The organism is Streptosporangium sp. NPDC002721, from assembly GCF_042888905.1.
Classification (GTDB): domain Bacteria; phylum Actinomycetota; class Actinomycetes; order Streptosporangiales; family Streptosporangiaceae; genus Streptosporangium.
Window position 1 is genome coordinate 62,334 of the sequence record NZ_JBIAQI010000019.1, and the last position, 15,673, is coordinate 78,006.

At 71.7% G+C, this 15,673-nt stretch carries 15 protein-coding genes; 10 read left to right on the forward strand and 5 right to left on the reverse strand.

Annotation, left to right across the window (positions count from 1 at the left end; genetic code table 11):
* Window positions 1-188: 188 nt before the first annotated feature.
* The gene (locus tag ACFYWM_RS26685; RefSeq protein ID WP_389918513.1) at window positions 189-1,163 is read left to right on the forward strand and encodes a glycoside hydrolase family 5 protein; all 975 of its coding nucleotides are present in this window, start codon (window positions 189-191) and stop codon (window positions 1,161-1,163) included.
* An 82-nt stretch (window positions 1,164-1,245) separates the two neighbouring features.
* Here the strand turns inward: ACFYWM_RS26685 and ACFYWM_RS26690 are convergent, their stop codons facing one another.
* Both ACFYWM_RS26690 and ACFYWM_RS26695 read right to left on the reverse strand, forming a co-directional pair.
* Window positions 1,246-1,905: a LuxR C-terminal-related transcriptional regulator gene (locus ACFYWM_RS26690; RefSeq protein ID WP_389918516.1), complete on the reverse strand. Its 660-nt coding sequence runs from the start codon at window positions 1,903-1,905 to the stop codon at window positions 1,246-1,248.
* Between the two features lie 7 nt (window positions 1,906-1,912).
* Window positions 1,913-2,653 (reverse strand): helix-turn-helix domain-containing protein, encoded by a 741-nt coding sequence (locus ACFYWM_RS26695; protein WP_389918518.1) that lies wholly within the window; start codon window positions 2,651-2,653, stop codon window positions 1,913-1,915.
* A 126-nt stretch (window positions 2,654-2,779) separates the two neighbouring features.
* Between ACFYWM_RS26695 and ACFYWM_RS26700 the strand changes: the two genes are divergently transcribed.
* From ACFYWM_RS26700 to ACFYWM_RS26725, 6 genes are read left to right on the forward strand one after another with little or no spacing between them, the layout of a single operon-like run.
* A complete protein-coding gene (locus ACFYWM_RS26700; protein WP_389918520.1) occupies window positions 2,780-4,279 on the forward strand; it encodes a lyase family protein in 1,500 nt (499 codons plus the stop codon).
* The gene (locus tag ACFYWM_RS26705) at window positions 4,276-5,184 is read left to right on the forward strand and encodes a hypothetical protein (protein ID WP_389918523.1); all 909 of its coding nucleotides are present in this window, start codon (window positions 4,276-4,278) and stop codon (window positions 5,182-5,184) included. Before ACFYWM_RS26700 ends, ACFYWM_RS26705 begins: the two co-directional genes overlap by 4 nt.
* A complete protein-coding gene (locus ACFYWM_RS26710; protein ID WP_389918526.1) occupies window positions 5,181-6,212 on the forward strand; it encodes a PLP-dependent cysteine synthase family protein in 1,032 nt (343 codons plus the stop codon). Before ACFYWM_RS26705 ends, ACFYWM_RS26710 begins: the two co-directional genes overlap by 4 nt.
* Before the next feature lie 44 nt (window positions 6,213-6,256).
* A complete protein-coding gene (locus ACFYWM_RS26715; protein WP_389918529.1) occupies window positions 6,257-7,630 on the forward strand; it encodes an ATP-grasp domain-containing protein in 1,374 nt (457 codons plus the stop codon).
* A gap of 47 nt (window positions 7,631-7,677) precedes the next feature.
* Window positions 7,678-8,772 (forward strand): GntG family PLP-dependent aldolase, encoded by a 1,095-nt coding sequence (locus tag ACFYWM_RS26720; RefSeq protein ID WP_389918531.1) that lies wholly within the window; start codon window positions 7,678-7,680, stop codon window positions 8,770-8,772.
* Between the two features lie 23 nt (window positions 8,773-8,795).
* Window positions 8,796-10,133, forward strand: a complete 1,338-nt coding sequence (locus tag ACFYWM_RS26725) for an MFS transporter (protein ID WP_389918534.1) — start codon at window positions 8,796-8,798, stop codon at window positions 10,131-10,133.
* A 57-nt stretch (window positions 10,134-10,190) separates the two neighbouring features.
* Here ACFYWM_RS26725 and ACFYWM_RS26730 read toward each other — a convergent pair whose 3' ends face one another.
* Window positions 10,191-11,291 carry a lytic polysaccharide monooxygenase gene (locus ACFYWM_RS26730; protein WP_389918538.1) on the reverse strand — a complete coding sequence of 367 codons (1,101 nt, stop codon included), beginning with the start codon at window positions 11,289-11,291 and terminating at the stop codon, window positions 10,191-10,193.
* A gap of 224 nt (window positions 11,292-11,515) precedes the next feature.
* Window positions 11,516-13,819, reverse strand: coding sequence for a polysaccharide lyase 8 family protein (locus tag ACFYWM_RS26735; protein WP_389918541.1), 2,304 nt, complete (start codon window positions 13,817-13,819; stop codon window positions 11,516-11,518).
* Window positions 13,820-13,902: 83 nt separating this feature from the next.
* Here ACFYWM_RS26735 and ACFYWM_RS26740 point away from each other — a divergent pair, with 83 nt between their 5' ends.
* From ACFYWM_RS26740 to ACFYWM_RS26750, 3 genes are all read left to right on the forward strand, one after another.
* Complete coding sequence (locus ACFYWM_RS26740) at window positions 13,903-14,049, forward strand: hypothetical protein (RefSeq protein ID WP_389918544.1); 147 nt, start codon at window positions 13,903-13,905, stop codon at window positions 14,047-14,049.
* A 108-nt stretch (window positions 14,050-14,157) separates the two neighbouring features.
* Window positions 14,158-14,466, forward strand: coding sequence for a hypothetical protein (locus ACFYWM_RS26745; RefSeq protein WP_389918547.1), 309 nt, complete (start codon window positions 14,158-14,160; stop codon window positions 14,464-14,466).
* A 101-nt stretch (window positions 14,467-14,567) separates the two neighbouring features.
* Window positions 14,568-14,873: a hypothetical protein gene (locus ACFYWM_RS26750; protein ID WP_389918550.1), complete on the forward strand. Its 306-nt coding sequence runs from the start codon at window positions 14,568-14,570 to the stop codon at window positions 14,871-14,873.
* Between the two features lie 118 nt (window positions 14,874-14,991).
* Here the strand turns inward: ACFYWM_RS26750 and ACFYWM_RS26755 are convergent, their stop codons facing one another.
* Window positions 14,992-15,555 carry a TetR/AcrR family transcriptional regulator gene (locus ACFYWM_RS26755; RefSeq protein WP_389918553.1) on the reverse strand — a complete coding sequence of 188 codons (564 nt, stop codon included), beginning with the start codon at window positions 15,553-15,555 and terminating at the stop codon, window positions 14,992-14,994.
* Between the last annotated feature and the right edge of the window lie 118 nt (window positions 15,556-15,673).

The following is a 15,673-nucleotide window of genomic DNA, read 5'->3' on the forward strand; positions in this document are numbered from 1 at the left end:
ACATATACAGTTAAAATTCACTCTGAGAAGAGAAATGTCGTCGAAGCATTCTTGTTACTTAACCAGTTCAGTAATAGCCTGAGGGCTGCGCGCGCGATCTCCTTTCTCCCCCGCTAGGAGCATCAGTGTCACACCCACCAGCAATCCGCCCCCGGCCCGTCCGGCCCGTCCGGCCCGTCCGGCGCGGTATGGCCATCGCCATGGCGTGTGTCCTCGCCGCCGTCAGTCTCGTCGTCACCGGGCCGGCGCCGTCTGCGTCGGCCGCGGCCGGCTTCCGCGTCTCAGGGACCAAGCTGCTCGACGCCAGGGGCGCGCAGTTCGTCATGCGCGGTGCCAGCCACGGCCACGCCTGGTACACCGGCCAGACGCAGGTCTGGGCCGACATGAAGAACCTCGGCGCCAACACCATCCGCGTCGTGCTGACCGCGGGCCGCTACGGCTACACCAGCGCCGCCGAGGTGTCGGCGATCATCGGCCGCTGCAAGTCGTACAAGCTCGTCTGCGTCCTGGAGAACCACGACACCACCGGCTACGGCGACCAGTCCGGCGCGCAGACCCTGAACGACGCGGCCACCTACTGGCTCAACGTCAAGAGCGCCCTGGTCGGCCAGGAGGCGTACGCGATCATCAACATCGGCAACGAGCCCTTCGGGAACAACATCGCCTCCCAGTGGACGAGCGCCACCAAGAGCGCGATCCAGCGGCTGCGAGCCGGCGGGCTCCAGCACACACTGATCGTGGACGCCCCCAACTGGGGCCAGGACCACCAGTGGATCATGCGGAACAACGCCTGGGACGTCCTGTCCGCCGACTCCCAGCGCAACACCGTGTTCTCGGTCCACATGTACGGCGTGTACGACACCGCCGCGGAGGTCTACAACTACCTGGACTCGTTCCACACCGCCGGGCTGCCCCTGATCGTCGGCGAGTTCGGTCACTGGCACTCCGACGGCGCGGTGGACGAGGACGCGATCGTCAATCACGCCAATTACCGCGGCACGGGCTGGCTGGCCTGGTCGTGGAGCGGCAACGGCAGCGGCGTCGAGTACCTCGACATGGTCTACGGCTTCAACGCCGGCAGCCGCACCTGGTGGGGCGACCGCCTCATCTACGGAACCAACGGCTGGAAGCAGACCTCCAAGCAGGCCACGGTCTACAACTGACCCGCTGTTTCTCAGGGTCGGCGGCGGCACGCTCCGGTGCCGCCGCCCTTCCCCCTCCCTCGTACGACCCCCGGCAGGGCGGTCACACGACCCCGGCCTTGTGCGCGAACACGGCCATCTGCAGCCGGTCGCGGAGGTTGAGCTTGCTGAGGAGGTTGGACACGTGGAACTTCACGGTCGCCTGGCTCACGTACAGCTTGCTCGCGATCTCGGTGTTGTTCAGCCCGTCGGCGACCAGGGCGAGCACCTCCTGCTCGCGCTCGGTGAGCGACTTGACGGCCTCGGGCGGCCGGTAGGGCAGCCCGTTCTCGAAACGGCGCAGGAAGCTGCTGGCGACCTGCGGGGCGAAGAACGCCTCCCCCCGGGCGATGGCCCTGATCGCCCCGACCAGCTCGTCCTGGTCGCTGGAGCGCAGCAGGAACCCCCGTGCCCCGGCGCGTACGGCGTCGAACATGGACTCGGGGTGCTCCGTCAGGATGACGCTCCGCACCGAGCCCGCCAGCGGGTCGGCGCGGAGCCGCTCGGTGACCTGGACGCCGTCGAGGCCGGTGAGCCGCTCGTCGACGAGGGCCACGTCCGGCCGCAGGCCCCTCGCCTTGGACACCGCCTCGAACCCGTCGCCGGCGTCCCCCACGACGCGCAGCCCCGGTTCGGCGGCGAGGATCGAACACAGTGCCGTGCGCAACAGTCTCTCCGAGTAGCAGATCAGCACCCGGATGTCCGTTCCAACCCCGTTGTTCATCGGTGTCTCATCTCAGGCGCGCGAGCGCGAGGTGCCGTGAGGGGACGAGCCCGGCGAGCGGTTCCCTGCCGGTGACGACGACGCCGGTGAAGCCGAGTGCCAGCAGCGGCGGCACCCGGCCCTCCGCGAGCCCGTCGGCGTCGCGGGCGTCGTCGAGCAGGAGCAGGCAGCGCCCGCCCGAGACCGGGGACGTCATGCGGCCGATGCGCGCCCGCCGCACGGCGTCGCGCAGCTCGCGGGGGTCGCGCCGGTCGCGGCCCAGGTCGAGGAAGAGGACGTCCAGCCCCATCCGCTGGCGCAGCACCAGGGCGCACTGGGTGGCGAGGGTGGTCTTGCCGACCCCCGCGGCGCCGGTGACGGTCACCAGCGCGGGCTCCCCGCCACCGGAGGCGACCGACACCGTGTCCTCGATCTCCCGCAGCAGCGGGAGCCGGCTCAGCGCGACGGTGCCGCTCACCGAGGGCAGCGCCCACTCCGGGGGCGGCGCCACGGCGGGGGCGCCGAGCGAGCGGGGCGGGGCGGCCTCGAAGGTGAGGCGGTCGTCGCCGGTCAGCTCCAGGGCGGCGGCCAGGCGGCGCACCGAGGTGCGGTGCGGGTAGCGGGTACGGCCCCGCTCCAGATCGCGCAGCGTGCGCACGCTCAGGCGGGCGCGCTCCGCCAGTTCCTCCTGCGTCAGCCGCGCGTTGTCCCGGTGGGTGCGCAGCAGCTGGGCGAACCCCAGGCTGTCGGACAGAAGTGCAGACCTCACGTGAGTCCTCCCGGTGACGATCAGATGCCGTCAACATAGGAAGATCCGATTATCGTCGGGTATCGCCGCGATATCGCCGGTCATTCCGCCTGGTCACAGGCTACGGGCGCTGGCAGCGTGAGCCTCATGCTTCCGACAGGACGGATAAGGCGGCCCCCGGCACGGTTACTCGACGACGCGGTCCTGACCCAGCGCTTCGACTGGGAGATGAGCACTTTGCTCCGGCACTACCGGTGGATCGAGCTGACCCAGACCGGCGAGTACGCCCGCATGGGACTGCTCGGCCACGACGCGGCGGAGCGGATCCGCCGGGTGGTGCTGGACCTGACCCCCGAGCAGGTCGGCGCCGAGCGCGCCGCGGCCATGTCGGACCCGCTGTTCGCCCTGGAGAGGTGCGTCCAGGCACGCGTACCCGAGGGCGCGCACGCCTGGCACGTCGACCGCAGCCGCAACGACGTCCAGGCGTGCGCGCAGCTCATGCTCGGCAGGGAACGGCTGCTGGAGACGGTGGCGGCGGTGGGCGGGCTGGCCCGCGCCACGCTGCGGGCCGCGGCCGGGCACACCGAGTCGTTCATGCCCGGCTACACCCAGCACCAGAGCGCGCAGACCATCACCTTCGGCTTCTACCTGGCCGCGCTCGCCGAGGCGGCGACCGGCGCCGCCGAGTCGCTCCTCTCACTGTTCGACGCGGTCAACCTCTGCCCGCTGGGCGCCGGGGCGATGGCCGGGCTGGAGCTGCCGTGGGACCGCGAGCGCATCGCCGTCGCGCTGGGCTTCGACGGCCCGCAACCGCACGCGCTGACCTCGGTCGCCTCCCGCGCCTGGGTGCTGCGCGCCGCCGGGGAACTGTCGGTGCTCGGCACCACGCTGAGCCGGTTTTTGACCGACCTCATCTGGTGGAGCGGGTCGAGCTGCCGGTTCGTCGACCTGCCGGACGAGCTCGCCGGGATCTCCTCGGCGATGCCGCACAAGCGCAACTTCCCGATCCTGGAGCGGGCCCGCGGGATGACCGGCCACCTGGTCGGGCTCTCGTACGACATCATGATCGGCCAGCGCAACACCGGCTACACCAACCTGGTGGAGGTCTCCAAGGAGAGCACCCGATTCCTGGAGGACCTCTTCTCGACCTGCGGCACGATGCTGGCGCTGTTCGAGCGGGTGGTCGCGAACGTGCGCTTCCACCCGGAGCGGGCGGGCGCGGTGGCGCGCGGCGAGCTGACGGCCGCCTCGACCGTCGCCAACCACCTCACCCTCGAACACGGCGTGCCGGCCAGGAGCGCGCAGGTCGTCGTCGGCTCCTGGATCTCGGCCGCGATGGAACGGCTCGGCCCGGCCGCCACCCTCACCCCCGACCTGCTCTCGGCGCCGGACCTCGTCGCCGCGGGCGAGCGGCTCGGCTTCACCTTCGCCGTCGGGGAGGCAGAGGTGCGCGACCTGCTGGACCCCGAGGCGAGCGTGCGGCGCAAGCGGACCGGCGGCTCGACCGGCCCCGAGCAGGTCCGTCTCCTCCTGGAGCGGACCGGCGACCGGCTGGACTCCGCCGAGCGGGGAGTCGCCGAGCGGTCCGGGTGGCTGCGGGAGGCCTGGGAGCACACAACCGGTACGAAGGCGGGCGATCTGTCATGACCATCCAGATGCCGATCGAGGAGACCGTCACCGGCCGGGCCGGAGGGGTCGGCCGGGGACGCGCCCCCGGCACGTTCGGCGAACTCCTCCAGGGAATCCTGGGACCCGGTACGGACTTCCTGGTGACCTTCCCCGTCGACCTGTACGTGGAGGCCGTCTTCGAGCCCGACCCGCAGCTGGACCAGGTGATCGTCTCGCCGCCGCACAAGAACAAGGCGCGGCGCCTGGCCACCCGGATCCTGTCGCGGTACGGGGTGCACACCGGCGGCTGGCTGATGCTCAACAGCGCGCTGCCCGAGGGCAAGGGCATGGCCAGCTCCACCGCCGACCTGGTCGCCACCGCGCGGGCCGTGGACTCGGCCTTCCGGCTGAGACTTCCCAACCGGCTGCTGAAGCAGATGATGGCCGAGATCGAGCCGTCCGACGGGGTGATGCACCCGGGGATCACCGCGTTCTTCCACCGGGAGGTGCGGCTGCACCGGCGCATGGGCACGCTCCCCCAGCTGACCATCGCCGGGATCGACGACGGGGAGAGCGTCGACACCGTCGCCTTCAACCGGTCGCGGAAGCCGATCCCCGCCCACTGGGCGGTGCGCTACGGCGAGCTCCTGGACGACCTCACGCGTGCCGTGCGCGACCACGACCTGGCGGCGGTGGGCAGGGTCGCCTCCGCCAGCGCGCGGCTGTTCCAGACCTTCAACGCCAAACCCCACCTGGCGGCGGTGGAGGAGATCTGCCGCGACGTGGGCGGGCTCGGCACGGTCGTCGGGCACAGCGGTACGTGCCTGGGGATCCTGCTGGCCCGGCACGACCCCGAGCACGGTCCCCGGCTGGCCCGCGCCCTCACGGAACTGGAGCGGCTGGGGCGGCCACTCATCGTCTGTAGGAGCACGAGCCGGACATGACACTGAGAACCGACGCGATCGACGCCATCGGCCGGACCCCGCTGATGCGCCTGCGGGCGACCGGCGGGGCGACCGTCCACGCGAAACTGGAGCTGGCCAACCCGTACGGGATGAAGGACCGCGTCGCCAGGCAGGCGATCCTGACCGCGAGGGCGGAGGGGGTCCTGGCCGACGGCGGCCTGATCGTGGAGAGCTCCTCCGGCACCCTGGCCATGGGGGTCGCCCTGGTCGGCACCTACCTCGGCCACGGGGTGCACATCGTCACCGACCCTCGGATCGACCCGATCACCATGGCCAAGCTGGAGGCGCTGGGCGCCACCCTGGACATCGTGCCCGCGATGACCGGCAACGGCTGGCAGAGCGCGCGGCTGGAGCGGCTGCAGGCCGTGATGGCCGCCAACCCGGGCGCGTTCTGGCCCCGCCAGTACGACAACCCGGCCAACCCCGCCGCCTACGACCGTCTCGCCGAGGAGGTCGTCTCGGAGATCGGCCGGGTCGACGTGCTGGTGGGCGCGGTGGGCAGCGGCGGCTCGCTGTGCGGGACGGCGCGGGCCCTGCGGCGGACCAACCCCGGGCTGCGCGTGGTCGCCGTCGACGCGGTCGGCAGCGCCATCTTCGGCCAGCCCGACGTGCCCAGGCGGCTGCAGAGCGGGCTGGGCAACAGCCTGGTCCCGGCGAACGTGGACTTCTCGGTCATCGACGAGGTCCACTGGCTGTCCGACCGGGAGGCGTTCGCCGCGACGCTGGAGCTGGCCTCCTACGAGAAGGTGTTCGCGGGCAACAGCTCGGGCTCGGCCTACCAGGTGGCGCGCTGGCTCGCCTCGCGGCTCGACCCGGACGTCTCGGTGGTGGTGATCTTCCCGGACCGGGGCGACCGGTACGTCAACACGATCTACAGCGCCGAGTACCGGGCCGCGCACGGCCTGACCGACCTGCGCCCGCCGCTCGCCCCCGACCCCATCCGGCTCACCGACACCGCCGTGACCTGGTCCTACGCGACACTGGGCCGGGCCCTGGAGTACGCATGAACCCGACCCCGCTCCCGCCCCTGTCACCGGCTCCGTCCCCGTCCTTGTCCTCAGCTCCGTCCTCGTCCCCGCCCTCGCCCTCGCCCTCGAACCCGGCCCCGTTCCTCGTCTTCGTCGAGTCCAACACCACCGGCTCGGGGATGCTCGCCTTCGCCAAGGCTGCGGCGCTGGGCTTCACGCCGGTGCTCGCCACCGACAGCCCCGCGCGCTACCCCGGGCTCGCGGCCACCGGGGTGCGGGTCGTCACGTGCGCCACCGGCTCCCCCGAGACCTTGGCCGGGGAGCTGTACCACGCCCTGGGCGAGGCTGCCGAGACCGCCGAGATCGCCGGGGTGACCACGACCAGCGAGTTCTACACCGCCGCGGTCGCCAGGGTCGCCGCCGACCTCGGGCTCCCCGGCAACCCGCCGGAGGCCGTCGCCACCTGCAGGGACAAGGGGCGGATGCGCCGCACGCTGGCGGCGGCCAGGCTGCCCTCCCCCGCCTTCGAGCTGGTCGGCCCCGACGACGACTTCGACTCGCGGATCATCGTCGCGCTGTCGCGGATCGCCCTGCCGTGCGTCGTCAAGCCCGTCGACGACACCGGCTCGCTGAGCGTGGTGCTCTGCTACACCCCCGGCGAGGTGGCCGCCCACTGCCGCCGCGTCATCTCCTCCGGCGTCAACGTACGCGGGCAGGCCACCGCGAGGACCGCGCTGATCGAGGGGTACCTGGGAGGTCCTGAGTTCAGCATCGAGACGGTCAGCTCCGGCGGGTTCCACCGGTGCGTCGGCATCACCGCCAAGCGGGTGACGTCCCCGCCGCACTTCGTGGAGCGCGGGCACGTCTTCCCCGCGCCGCTGCCCGCGGAGGAGGTCCGGGTGCTCACCGGGGTCGCGCTGCGGGCGCTGGCCGCCGTCGGGATCACCCACGGCGCCACCCACATCGAGATGAAGCTCATCGACGGCCACGCGTACGTCGTGGAGATCAACGCCCGGCCCGCGGGCGGCATGATCCCCGAGGTCATCGCGCGGGCGTGCGGCTTCGACCTGCTCGACGCGCACCTGCGGGCGGCGGCCGACCTGGACCAGCTGCCGCTGCCCGACCACTTCACCCCGGCCGGCATCGCCTTCCTGCTGGCCCCGGACGGCGCCGGGGGCGAGCCGGGGAAGGTCACGCTGCGGGAGGTGGCCGGGGTCAAGGACGCCGGTTCCGTACCGGGCGTCGACACGGTGACGGTCACGGCGCCGCCGGGCTCGGAGGTGCGGCCGGCCCGCAGCAGCTACGACCGGCTCGGCTACGTGATCGCGCACGCGCCCGGCCACAGCGAGCTGTACGACACGCTGGACACCGCGCTCGGGCACCTGCGGCCGGTCCTGCTCCACGAGCTGCCGCCCATCGAGATCCCTCGGCAGGGCTACCGCATCTCCCCCTCCTGACCGTCACCGTCCCTTCCGGAAACCCCGATTGGAATCCCATGACGAGCGTGCTGGACACACCCCACCTGGTCGCCGGAGAGTACGACGACGGCGGCGAGATCGAGCTGCGCAGCGACACCTTCACGCTGCCGACCCCCGAGATGCTGGAGGCCGCCGCGAACGCGCCGCTGGGCGACGACGTCTACGGCGAGGACCCGACGGTGGCCAAGCTGGAACGGCTCGCCGCCAACCTGCTGGGCAAGGCCGCGGGCTGCCTGATGCCGAGCGGCACCATGGCCAACCTCGCGGCGCTGCTGGCGCACTGCCCGCGCGGCGGCAAGGCGATCGTCGGCCACGAGTCCGACCTGTACGTCTACGAGGCCGGGGGCGCGTCGATGTGCGGCGGCATCGTCTACGAGCCGCTCGCCAACCAGCCGGACGGGACGATCGGCCTGGAGGACATCGCCGAGGCGTGCACGGTCGACCGCACCGACCCGCAGATCGCGCCTCCGGCGCTGGTCAGCCTGGAGACGCCGCAGAACCGGTGCGGCGGCCTGCCGCTCCAGCTGGACTACCTCGCCGAGGTGGCCCAGCTGACGCGCTCGCACGGGGTGGCGCTGCACCTGGACGGGGCGCGCATCTTCAACGCCTCGGTCGCGCTGGGCGTCACCCCCGCGGAGATCGCCTTCTACGCCGACACCGTGCAGATCTGCCTGTCGAAGGGCCTGTGCGCGCCGATCGGGTCGGTCCTCGTGGGCGACCGGGCGATCATCGCCCAGGCCAGGCGGATGCGGAAGATGCTGGGCGGCGGCATGCGGCAGGCCGGCATGATCGCCGCCTGCGGCATCATCGCCCTCACCGAGATGACCGGCAGGCTGGCCGAGGACCACGAGAAGGCCGCCCGCCTCGCCCGCGGGCTGTCGCGGCTGCCGGGCGTCCGGCTGGCCCCCGGCCCGCCGATCACGAACATGGTGTTCTTCCGCGTACGCGACGAGCGCTACACCACCCGCTCGTTCATCGCGGCGGCCCGCAGGCGGGGCGTCCGGGTGGAGGAACTGGGCCACGGGCGGATCCGCGCGGTGACCCACGCGGGGGTCGGCACCGACGCCGTCGACCGGGCGATCAAGATCTTCGCCGAGCTGCTTGCCCCCAGCGGCCGATGAGAACCCACCGGGGTGGAGGGACCATGGGAACGACCGGGAGCGACGCGGCGGAGCGCACCTCGCACGGCGCCGGGAACGAACCGGCCGGGCGGCCGGGAACCGGAGAGAAAGCCGAGGGGGGAGGGAAGGCGGGTCCGGAGCGGCAGGCGGGAGTGAACGCCGTCCCCACCGGGCTGGGGCGCCCGTTCCACCAGTTGTGGGCGGCGTCCGGGCTGTCGAACCTCGCCGACGGCGTCCTGCTCGTCGGTGTACCCCTGCTGGCGATCTCCCTCACCCGCTCGCCGGTGCTGGTGTCGCTGGTGAGCGCCGCCACGACGCTGCCGTGGCTGCTGCTGGCCCTGCACGCGGGCGCGATCGCCGACCGTCACGACCGGCGCCGGATCATGATCCTGGCCGGTTGGTCGCGGGCGGCCGTGCTCGCGGCGACGGCCGCCGCCGCGTGGTACGGCGTGCTGACCCTGCCGGTGCTGGTGGCCGCGGTGCTGCTCGCCGGGGCCGCGGAGGTGTTCGCCGACACCTCCGCCCAGTCGGCGCTGCCGATGACCGTGACCGGCGACCGGCTGGAGGCGGCCAACGGGAGGCTCGTCGCCACCCAGACCCTCGGCAACCACTTCCTCGGGGCACCGCTCGCGGGCCTGCTGGTCGGCGTCGCCGCCACCGCCGTCTTCGGGACGGCCGCCCTGCTGTACGCGGGCGCCGCGCTCCTGCTGCTCGGCCTGCGCGGCCGGTTCCGCCCGGAAGCCGCCCCGGCGCAGGCGCTGCGCGCCGACATCGCCGACGGCATGCGCCACCTGTGGGGGCATCGCGCCCTGCGCGGCCTGGCCGCGTACTCCGGCGTGCTCAACCTCGCCTACGGCGCGTACTTCGCCGTCTTCGTGCTGTGGGTGGTCGGCGACGGCTCCCGCGTGGGGCTCACCCCGGGCCAGTACGGCTTCCTGGCGGCCACGCTGGCGGCGGGGGCGGTGGCCGGGTCGGTGCTCTCCGGACGGCTCACCCGGCTCGCCGGTGCGAACGGCGCCCTGGTGGGCGTCACCCTGCTCAACGGGCTCCTGCTGCTGGTGCCCCTGCTCGTCCCCTCGCCGTGGGCGGTCTTCCCGGCCGCCGCGGGCATCGGCGCGGCCAACGCCGTGACCAACGTCGTCTCCGTCTCGTTGCGCCAGCGGCTCATCCCCGGCGGCCTGCTCGGGCGGGTGAACGCCACCTGCCGCCTCATCGGCATGGGCGCCATGCCGCTGGGCGCGGCGGCCGGTGGCCTGGTCGCCGCCCTCGCGGGCCTGCCCGCGGTCTTCTGGGCCGCCTGCGCGCTCTCCCTGCTCGGCGCCGTCCTGGTCCCGCGCGGCGAGACCGCCTCGAAGCCGTGAACGACGGGCCGGCCCGCCACCGGAGGGGGAGGTGGCGGGCCGGTGCGTACATTCCGGTCAGGTCGCCGTACAGGTGAGGGTGGGGGTGCCGCTGGTGCCGGAGCCGAGGAACCCGAAGGTGCCGACGGCGCCGGCGCCCAGTGAGCCGTTGTGGGCGACGTTGCGGGCGCTGACCGAGGACCCGCTGCTGGTCAGGGTCGCGTTCCACGACGAGGTGACCCTCTCACCGCCCGCGAAGGTCCAGTTCACCGTCCAGCCGGTGATCGCCCTGGAGCCCGCGGTCACGCTCACGTCGGCCTGGAAGCCGCCGGACCACTGGGAGGTGACGCGGTAGGTGGCCGAGCAGCCGCCCGGGACCGGGGTCGGGGTGGGCGTGGGCGTCGGGGTGGGGGTCGGCGTCGGAGTGGGCGTCGGGGTTGGGGTGGGGTTCGTCCCGCCGCCGGTGAAGTTGACGTCGCTGCAGAAGTAGTAGGACTGGTCGAGGTGGCTGGCCTGCCAGACGGTGTAGACGATGTGGTGGCCGCTGCGGCCGGGCGCGTTCACCGGGATGGGCGTGGTGGTGCCGGTGGGCCTGCTGCCCAGCTGGTTGACGAGTTCCAGGTCGCTCCACCTCAGCGGCTGGGTCTTGGGGTTGAAGCCCTGTCTGGTGACGTAGACGCGGATGTAGTCCGCGCCGTGCGAGGCCTGGTCCAGCAGGTTCATCGTGAACGAGGCGGGACGGTCGACGGTCTTCCACGCGCCCACGGTGTCCATGGAGTTGTAGCGGCCGCCCTCGGTCCGGCCGCCGCTGCACAGCTGCCCGTCGGGGATCGCGGCCTGGTGGTTGCCGCCGACGCCCTCGCGGAACAGCCCGTTCCAGTTCCACATCGCGTTGGTGTTGCTCTGCCAGGCCTGCCAGCACATGGGGTCCTGCTGGGCCATGGCCGGGTTCTGGAAGTCGCTCCCCCAGCGCTGCCAGCAGCCGTAGTTGCGCGAGGGCGGGTCGCTGATCGAGCCGTGCGCGGCGGCGGGGGTCGCCGTCACGGTGGTGAGCGCGAACGCGGTCGCGACCGCGACCAGTGCCGCGACGACCATCCGCCAGACCGGGATCCGGTGGAGGGAGGCGACACCGGGCGCGTGGGACTGGTCGCGCAGGAGTCGGAGCGTACGTGACCTCATCGGGTACAGGTCTCCTTTTCGAGTGCCGGGGGACGGGTCCTGGCGCGCCGAGTGAGGGCGGAGTCCTCACGCCAGAGGGTCCCCACCGTCGCCCAATCCGCTTTGGGGGGCAACAGTGATCTACGGCTCCCGAAAGGGGACGGGCCTGGAGCTGGTTATACCTCGCAAAAGCGGATGAAAGGTTCATTTCCGAACGGTTTCCCCGGGAGCGGCCTCCATCCGAGTCAGACGCGCACCTCCGCGGTGTGGGCGTGCCCGCGGCTGCCCCCCACCTCCACCTTGAGCGCTTTCCTGGCCCTTCGCACGCTGCGGTCGCTCTCCTTCACCGACTTCACCGGCCAGGGCAACGTGATCCTCAGCTCGTCGGCGGTCCTGGACGGGTCGGAGACCGCGAGCCGTACCCGCTCGCCGGCGCGGCGGACCAGCAGCGTGCAGGGGCCGTCGACGGTGAGCGGCCCGTCCTGGGTCTCGACGGTCCCCGCGCGCCAGAAGACGGCGGCGATCACGCCGTCGCGCGAGATGGCCTGCACCGCCCCGGAGTTGGCGAGGACCTCGACCCGCCCCTCGTAAGCCTCCATCTGCGTAATAGAGGCGTCGGGCAGTACGGCGTAGGCGTAGCGGGCCCTGCGGGGATCGACGCCGTGGTCGATGAGGATCGTCGTGTAGTGCCTGGTGACAGGAGAGCTGTCGCCGCCGGTGGTGGCGCCCTTGTCGATGTCGCGCCAGCGGCCGGTGCGCTTCTTGCGGATCACCTTCGCCTCGGCGCCGTCGAGCAACGCGTACCCGGCCACACCGGACAGGTGGATCCAGCCGTCGCCCCGGGTCAGCTGTGGATGCCGGTCGTGGGTGTTGCGGTTCTCCACGACGGTCTCGACACGTCGGCCGTCGGAGGCGGTGATGCCGGCGCCGAGGGCGATCACCGCGTCGTCGAGCAGGAACCACGCCTTCCTCGCCCGCAGCGAGGAGCCACCGGCGACCAGCCTCATGGCGGCCACGCCGTACTCGCCGTCGAGTGCCACGCCGCCCGCCCACGGGGTGGGGGGCAGGCGACGGTGGCCGTGCGAGAGATCGGCGCGCCTGCGCCTGTCGACCGTCGTGCCCGGCAGCCGGTACGGGTCGATCGTGGGCCACAGGTCGTCGTTCCAGTGGGTGAGGTCGCCGGTGTAGAGGTAGGTCATGCCGTCGCCGGTGTACCAGCCGTGCAGGTTCTCCCGGTTGATGGCCTCGGCCGCGCCGATGCGCTCCGAGCTCATCGCGATCGCGTACGCCCAGGTGGGACGGCGGTGCACGACCCGGTCCATGTCGGCGAAGACGTACGTGCCCGTCGTGCGCGGGCCGACCGGCACCGACGGGTCGGCCAGCAGGGCCGTGGCCCTGGCGATGCTCGCCGGCGGCGCGAACGCGTCGTAGGGAGTGGCCTGGTTGCGGGCGAGCCAGCCCTTGACCAGCGGCCGCCAGCGCCGGGCATGGCGCTCGGGCGCCGTCTCCAGCAGGGTGAGGACGGCCTCGACCGCCTTGTGTCCCGAGTGGTGGTCACGGTGGCCCTGCACCGAGATCTGCCGGCCGCGTACGCAGTCCATCATCAGCCCGTCGAAGATGAGCGGCACGAAGGAGCGGTCCACGAGGTCGTAGACGTTGCCGATGCCGGTGATCTCCCACGGTGACCCGGCGAGCATGGCGATCAGCTTGGCCACGCTCTCCAGGTAGTCCACGCCGTAGCTGCCGGTGTAGGGGTACACGTCGTGCTGGATGAACGACCCGTCACGGTAGAAGCCGTCGCCCGGCCCCCTTGTCGTCCGCAGCAGGTCCGAGACCGCGTCCCCGGCCCGCCTGACGAGGCGGGCGTCGCGGGTGAGCACTCCGCGCATCGCCACCGCCATGGCCTTGCCCGCGCGGTTGGCGCCGGTCTCGACGACGCCGGGGTGGCTGACCCGGCGCTCCGGGTCGGGGCACCAGCGGCGCAGGGGGCGCAACCAGCGCTCGACGCGGCCCGGGGGCAGGCCGTCGTACATCAGGGCGCAGGTGTCGGTCAGCGCCCGGGGGACGCCGATCTCCCACCAGAACCAGTTGCTGCCCCGCCGGTCGAGCCCCTCGTTGTACGCGTGCTCGTAGAGGAAGTCCAGCGCCCTGACAGCGGTCTCGGCGACCCGGCCGTCGTGGTGCATGGCGGTACCCGGCGTGGCCCAGGCCAGCGCCAGCGTGCGCATGCGGTTGTAGGACCGGTTGAAGTCACCCGTCCGGGGATCCGACAGCGGCAGGTCGGGCCACAGGCTCGGACGACCGGCGGCGGGCTTCAGCTTACGCAGCACCGCGTTGGCCGAGCCCTCAAGCGCCTTCGCCCTGTCGACATAAGCCCTGTCGGTACGAGCGGAGCTGTCCGGCCCACCGGCCAGCAGGCTCACCCACCGCTCACGCGCGGCGTCGAACGCGGCGACACCGACCGCCTCGGCCGGCCTGTCCCACAGGGCGAGACCGGCCACCGTCGCGGCGCCCAGCAGGGCGGACCGCCGGCTGAGGTGGTGGGTCATGAAGGCTCTTCCGGCGGTAGGGCACATTTCAGATGAAAAGATCATAGGTGGACAGGTGAGTGGGCTGTTCAACCCCGGTGACGGTGAGCGGACGTACGAACGGCATGACAACCGGCACCGTCCCCATCGCTCACGAGACCGTCGACCACCTCAACCACCACGTGCCCCTGCTCCACCCGGCGATCTCGATCAGGTCCGCCTGCAACGCCGACAGATACTCGACGGCCTGATCGACCAGCACCGGCGGCCCGCATGGACGAAGCGGACAACCGCAGCCCAGAGGCCACACCCGGATTTCCGCACCCCACAAGATCTTCGATCCTGCGGCGATCGCCGAGGTGCTGACCACAGATCCGTCGCGTATCCGCGTCTCTCCGGAATTGTTTCCGCGTGTCTTCGCCGTCTCGCAGGGGCTTGCTCGTCATGTCGAGCGGCAGGGGTATCGGCTTGGGGTGCCGACGAAGAATCCCAAGGTCGCCTTCCACATCCTGATAGGCACCCGGCAGCGGGGAGTCGAACTCGCCGAGGAGCGGCAATTGACAGATCCGCCACCACCGCGTCCGCTGTTTCGACCGCATGGCGGGCCGCCTCGGCGAAAGCTCCGTCCGCTTGTAAATTACATGACCCGCCACGAAGAAAAACCATGATGGGCCAGATCCCGGTAATCGAGTGTTCAATACCGTCTTTACCTCGGTCCGTTTGAAAATTATCCTCAGTCGATCAAAAGATCCGTCCCTGTAGGAGAAGCATGCAAAAAGGTATTTGGCTCCGCCGGCTCGGCCTCGTCTCAGCGGTAGTGACGGCCGGCCTGGCGACCACGCCCGTGGCCGCACACGCCGGCAGCTATGACACTCCCCGCAGCGCCACTGCCGTGGGGGCGGGCAACACCTACGCGGCCGGGTTGGCGGCGGCCGAACAGCGGGCCCGGGCGGCCGTCCTCGCGGTCGGCCACGACTGCACCCCTGGGACCTATAACACCATAACGACCTATGTCTCCCCGGGCGGCGGCACATGGGTCTTCCAGTCCACTCACCAGGCGATGTGCGTCGACTGATCAAGCTCGGCCTCTGCCGGGCAGCGGGGCAGAGTGGTCTCGCTGCCCGCAGCGGAGGCCGGGCGCTGCGGTCTGGACGGGCGGGTGGGCGAACACGTGGCGAGCGCCGACCCGCCCCTCACTCGCCGAGTGCGGGGGTCAGGTAGCCCACCAGCATCGTCTTCAGCTCGGCGATGAGCTCGGCGGAGCGCTGCGGCGGCGCCGAGGCGACAAGCGGCATGACCGCCTTCACCGTCGCCAGCGACATGGTGGCCAGCGTGAGACAGCGCTCCTGGTCCAGGTGCGGGGCGCGTATCGAGAGGACCTGCGCGACGCGCGTGGCGATGCCCGCGTGGAGCTGCTCGGAGGCCCAGGCCAGGCGGTCGCCGGTCGCCGAGCCGTGCAGCAGTGCCCAGTAGGCGGGGCGGCCGCCCTTGAAGTCGGCGATCTCATCGACGAGTTGGTCGACCAGCTCGGGCAGCGGTATCCGCGTCACGTCGCCGGTCAGCCGCTCGTTCCAGTGCTGCCGCCTGCCGTCGGTGAACCGGGCGAGCAGGGCCTCCAGGATCTCTTCCTTGTTATGGAAGAACTGGTACAGCGAGCCCGGCGACATCCCGGCTCGCGCGGCGATCGCGTTGGTGCTCGCCTCGGCGTAGCCGATGTCGGCGATCACCTCCTCCGCCGCGTCGAGGATCTCCTCCATGCGTTTGAGGCCGCGCGCCTGGCGACGTACAGGCTTGCGTGTCTCGACCACGGATCACCGTCCACGTTGACAAATGCGAGCTTTTACTTGTATTTCTGATTCCAACGCTGAATACGAG

Bases quoted from the DNA above. Each gene is read 5' to 3' on its own strand.
- ACFYWM_RS26730 (WP_389918538.1), bottom strand. From the start codon at position 11,291: ATGAGGTCACGTACGCTCCGACTCCTGCGCGACCAGTCCCACGCGCCC.
- ACFYWM_RS26755 (WP_389918553.1), bottom strand. From the start codon at position 15,555: ATGGAGGAGATCCTCGACGCGGCGGAGGAGGTGATCGCCGACATCGGC.
- ACFYWM_RS26705 (WP_389918523.1), top strand. From the start codon at position 4,276: ATGACCATCCAGATGCCGATCGAGGAGACCGTCACCGGCCGGGCCGGA.
- ACFYWM_RS26750 (WP_389918550.1), top strand. From the start codon at position 14,568: ATGCAAAAAGGTATTTGGCTCCGCCGGCTCGGCCTCGTCTCAGCGGTA.
- ACFYWM_RS26710 (WP_389918526.1), top strand. From the start codon at position 5,181: ATGACACTGAGAACCGACGCGATCGACGCCATCGGCCGGACCCCGCTG.
- ACFYWM_RS26735 (WP_389918541.1), bottom strand. From the start codon at position 13,819: ATGACCCACCACCTCAGCCGGCGGTCCGCCCTGCTGGGCGCCGCGACG.
- ACFYWM_RS26725 (WP_389918534.1), top strand. From the start codon at position 8,796: ATGGGAACGACCGGGAGCGACGCGGCGGAGCGCACCTCGCACGGCGCC.
- ACFYWM_RS26690 (WP_389918516.1), bottom strand. From the start codon at position 1,905: ATGAACAACGGGGTTGGAACGGACATCCGGGTGCTGATCTGCTACTCG.
- ACFYWM_RS26685 (WP_389918513.1), top strand. From the start codon at position 189: ATGGCCATCGCCATGGCGTGTGTCCTCGCCGCCGTCAGTCTCGTCGTC.
- ACFYWM_RS26700 (WP_389918520.1), top strand. From the start codon at position 2,780: ATGCTTCCGACAGGACGGATAAGGCGGCCCCCGGCACGGTTACTCGAC.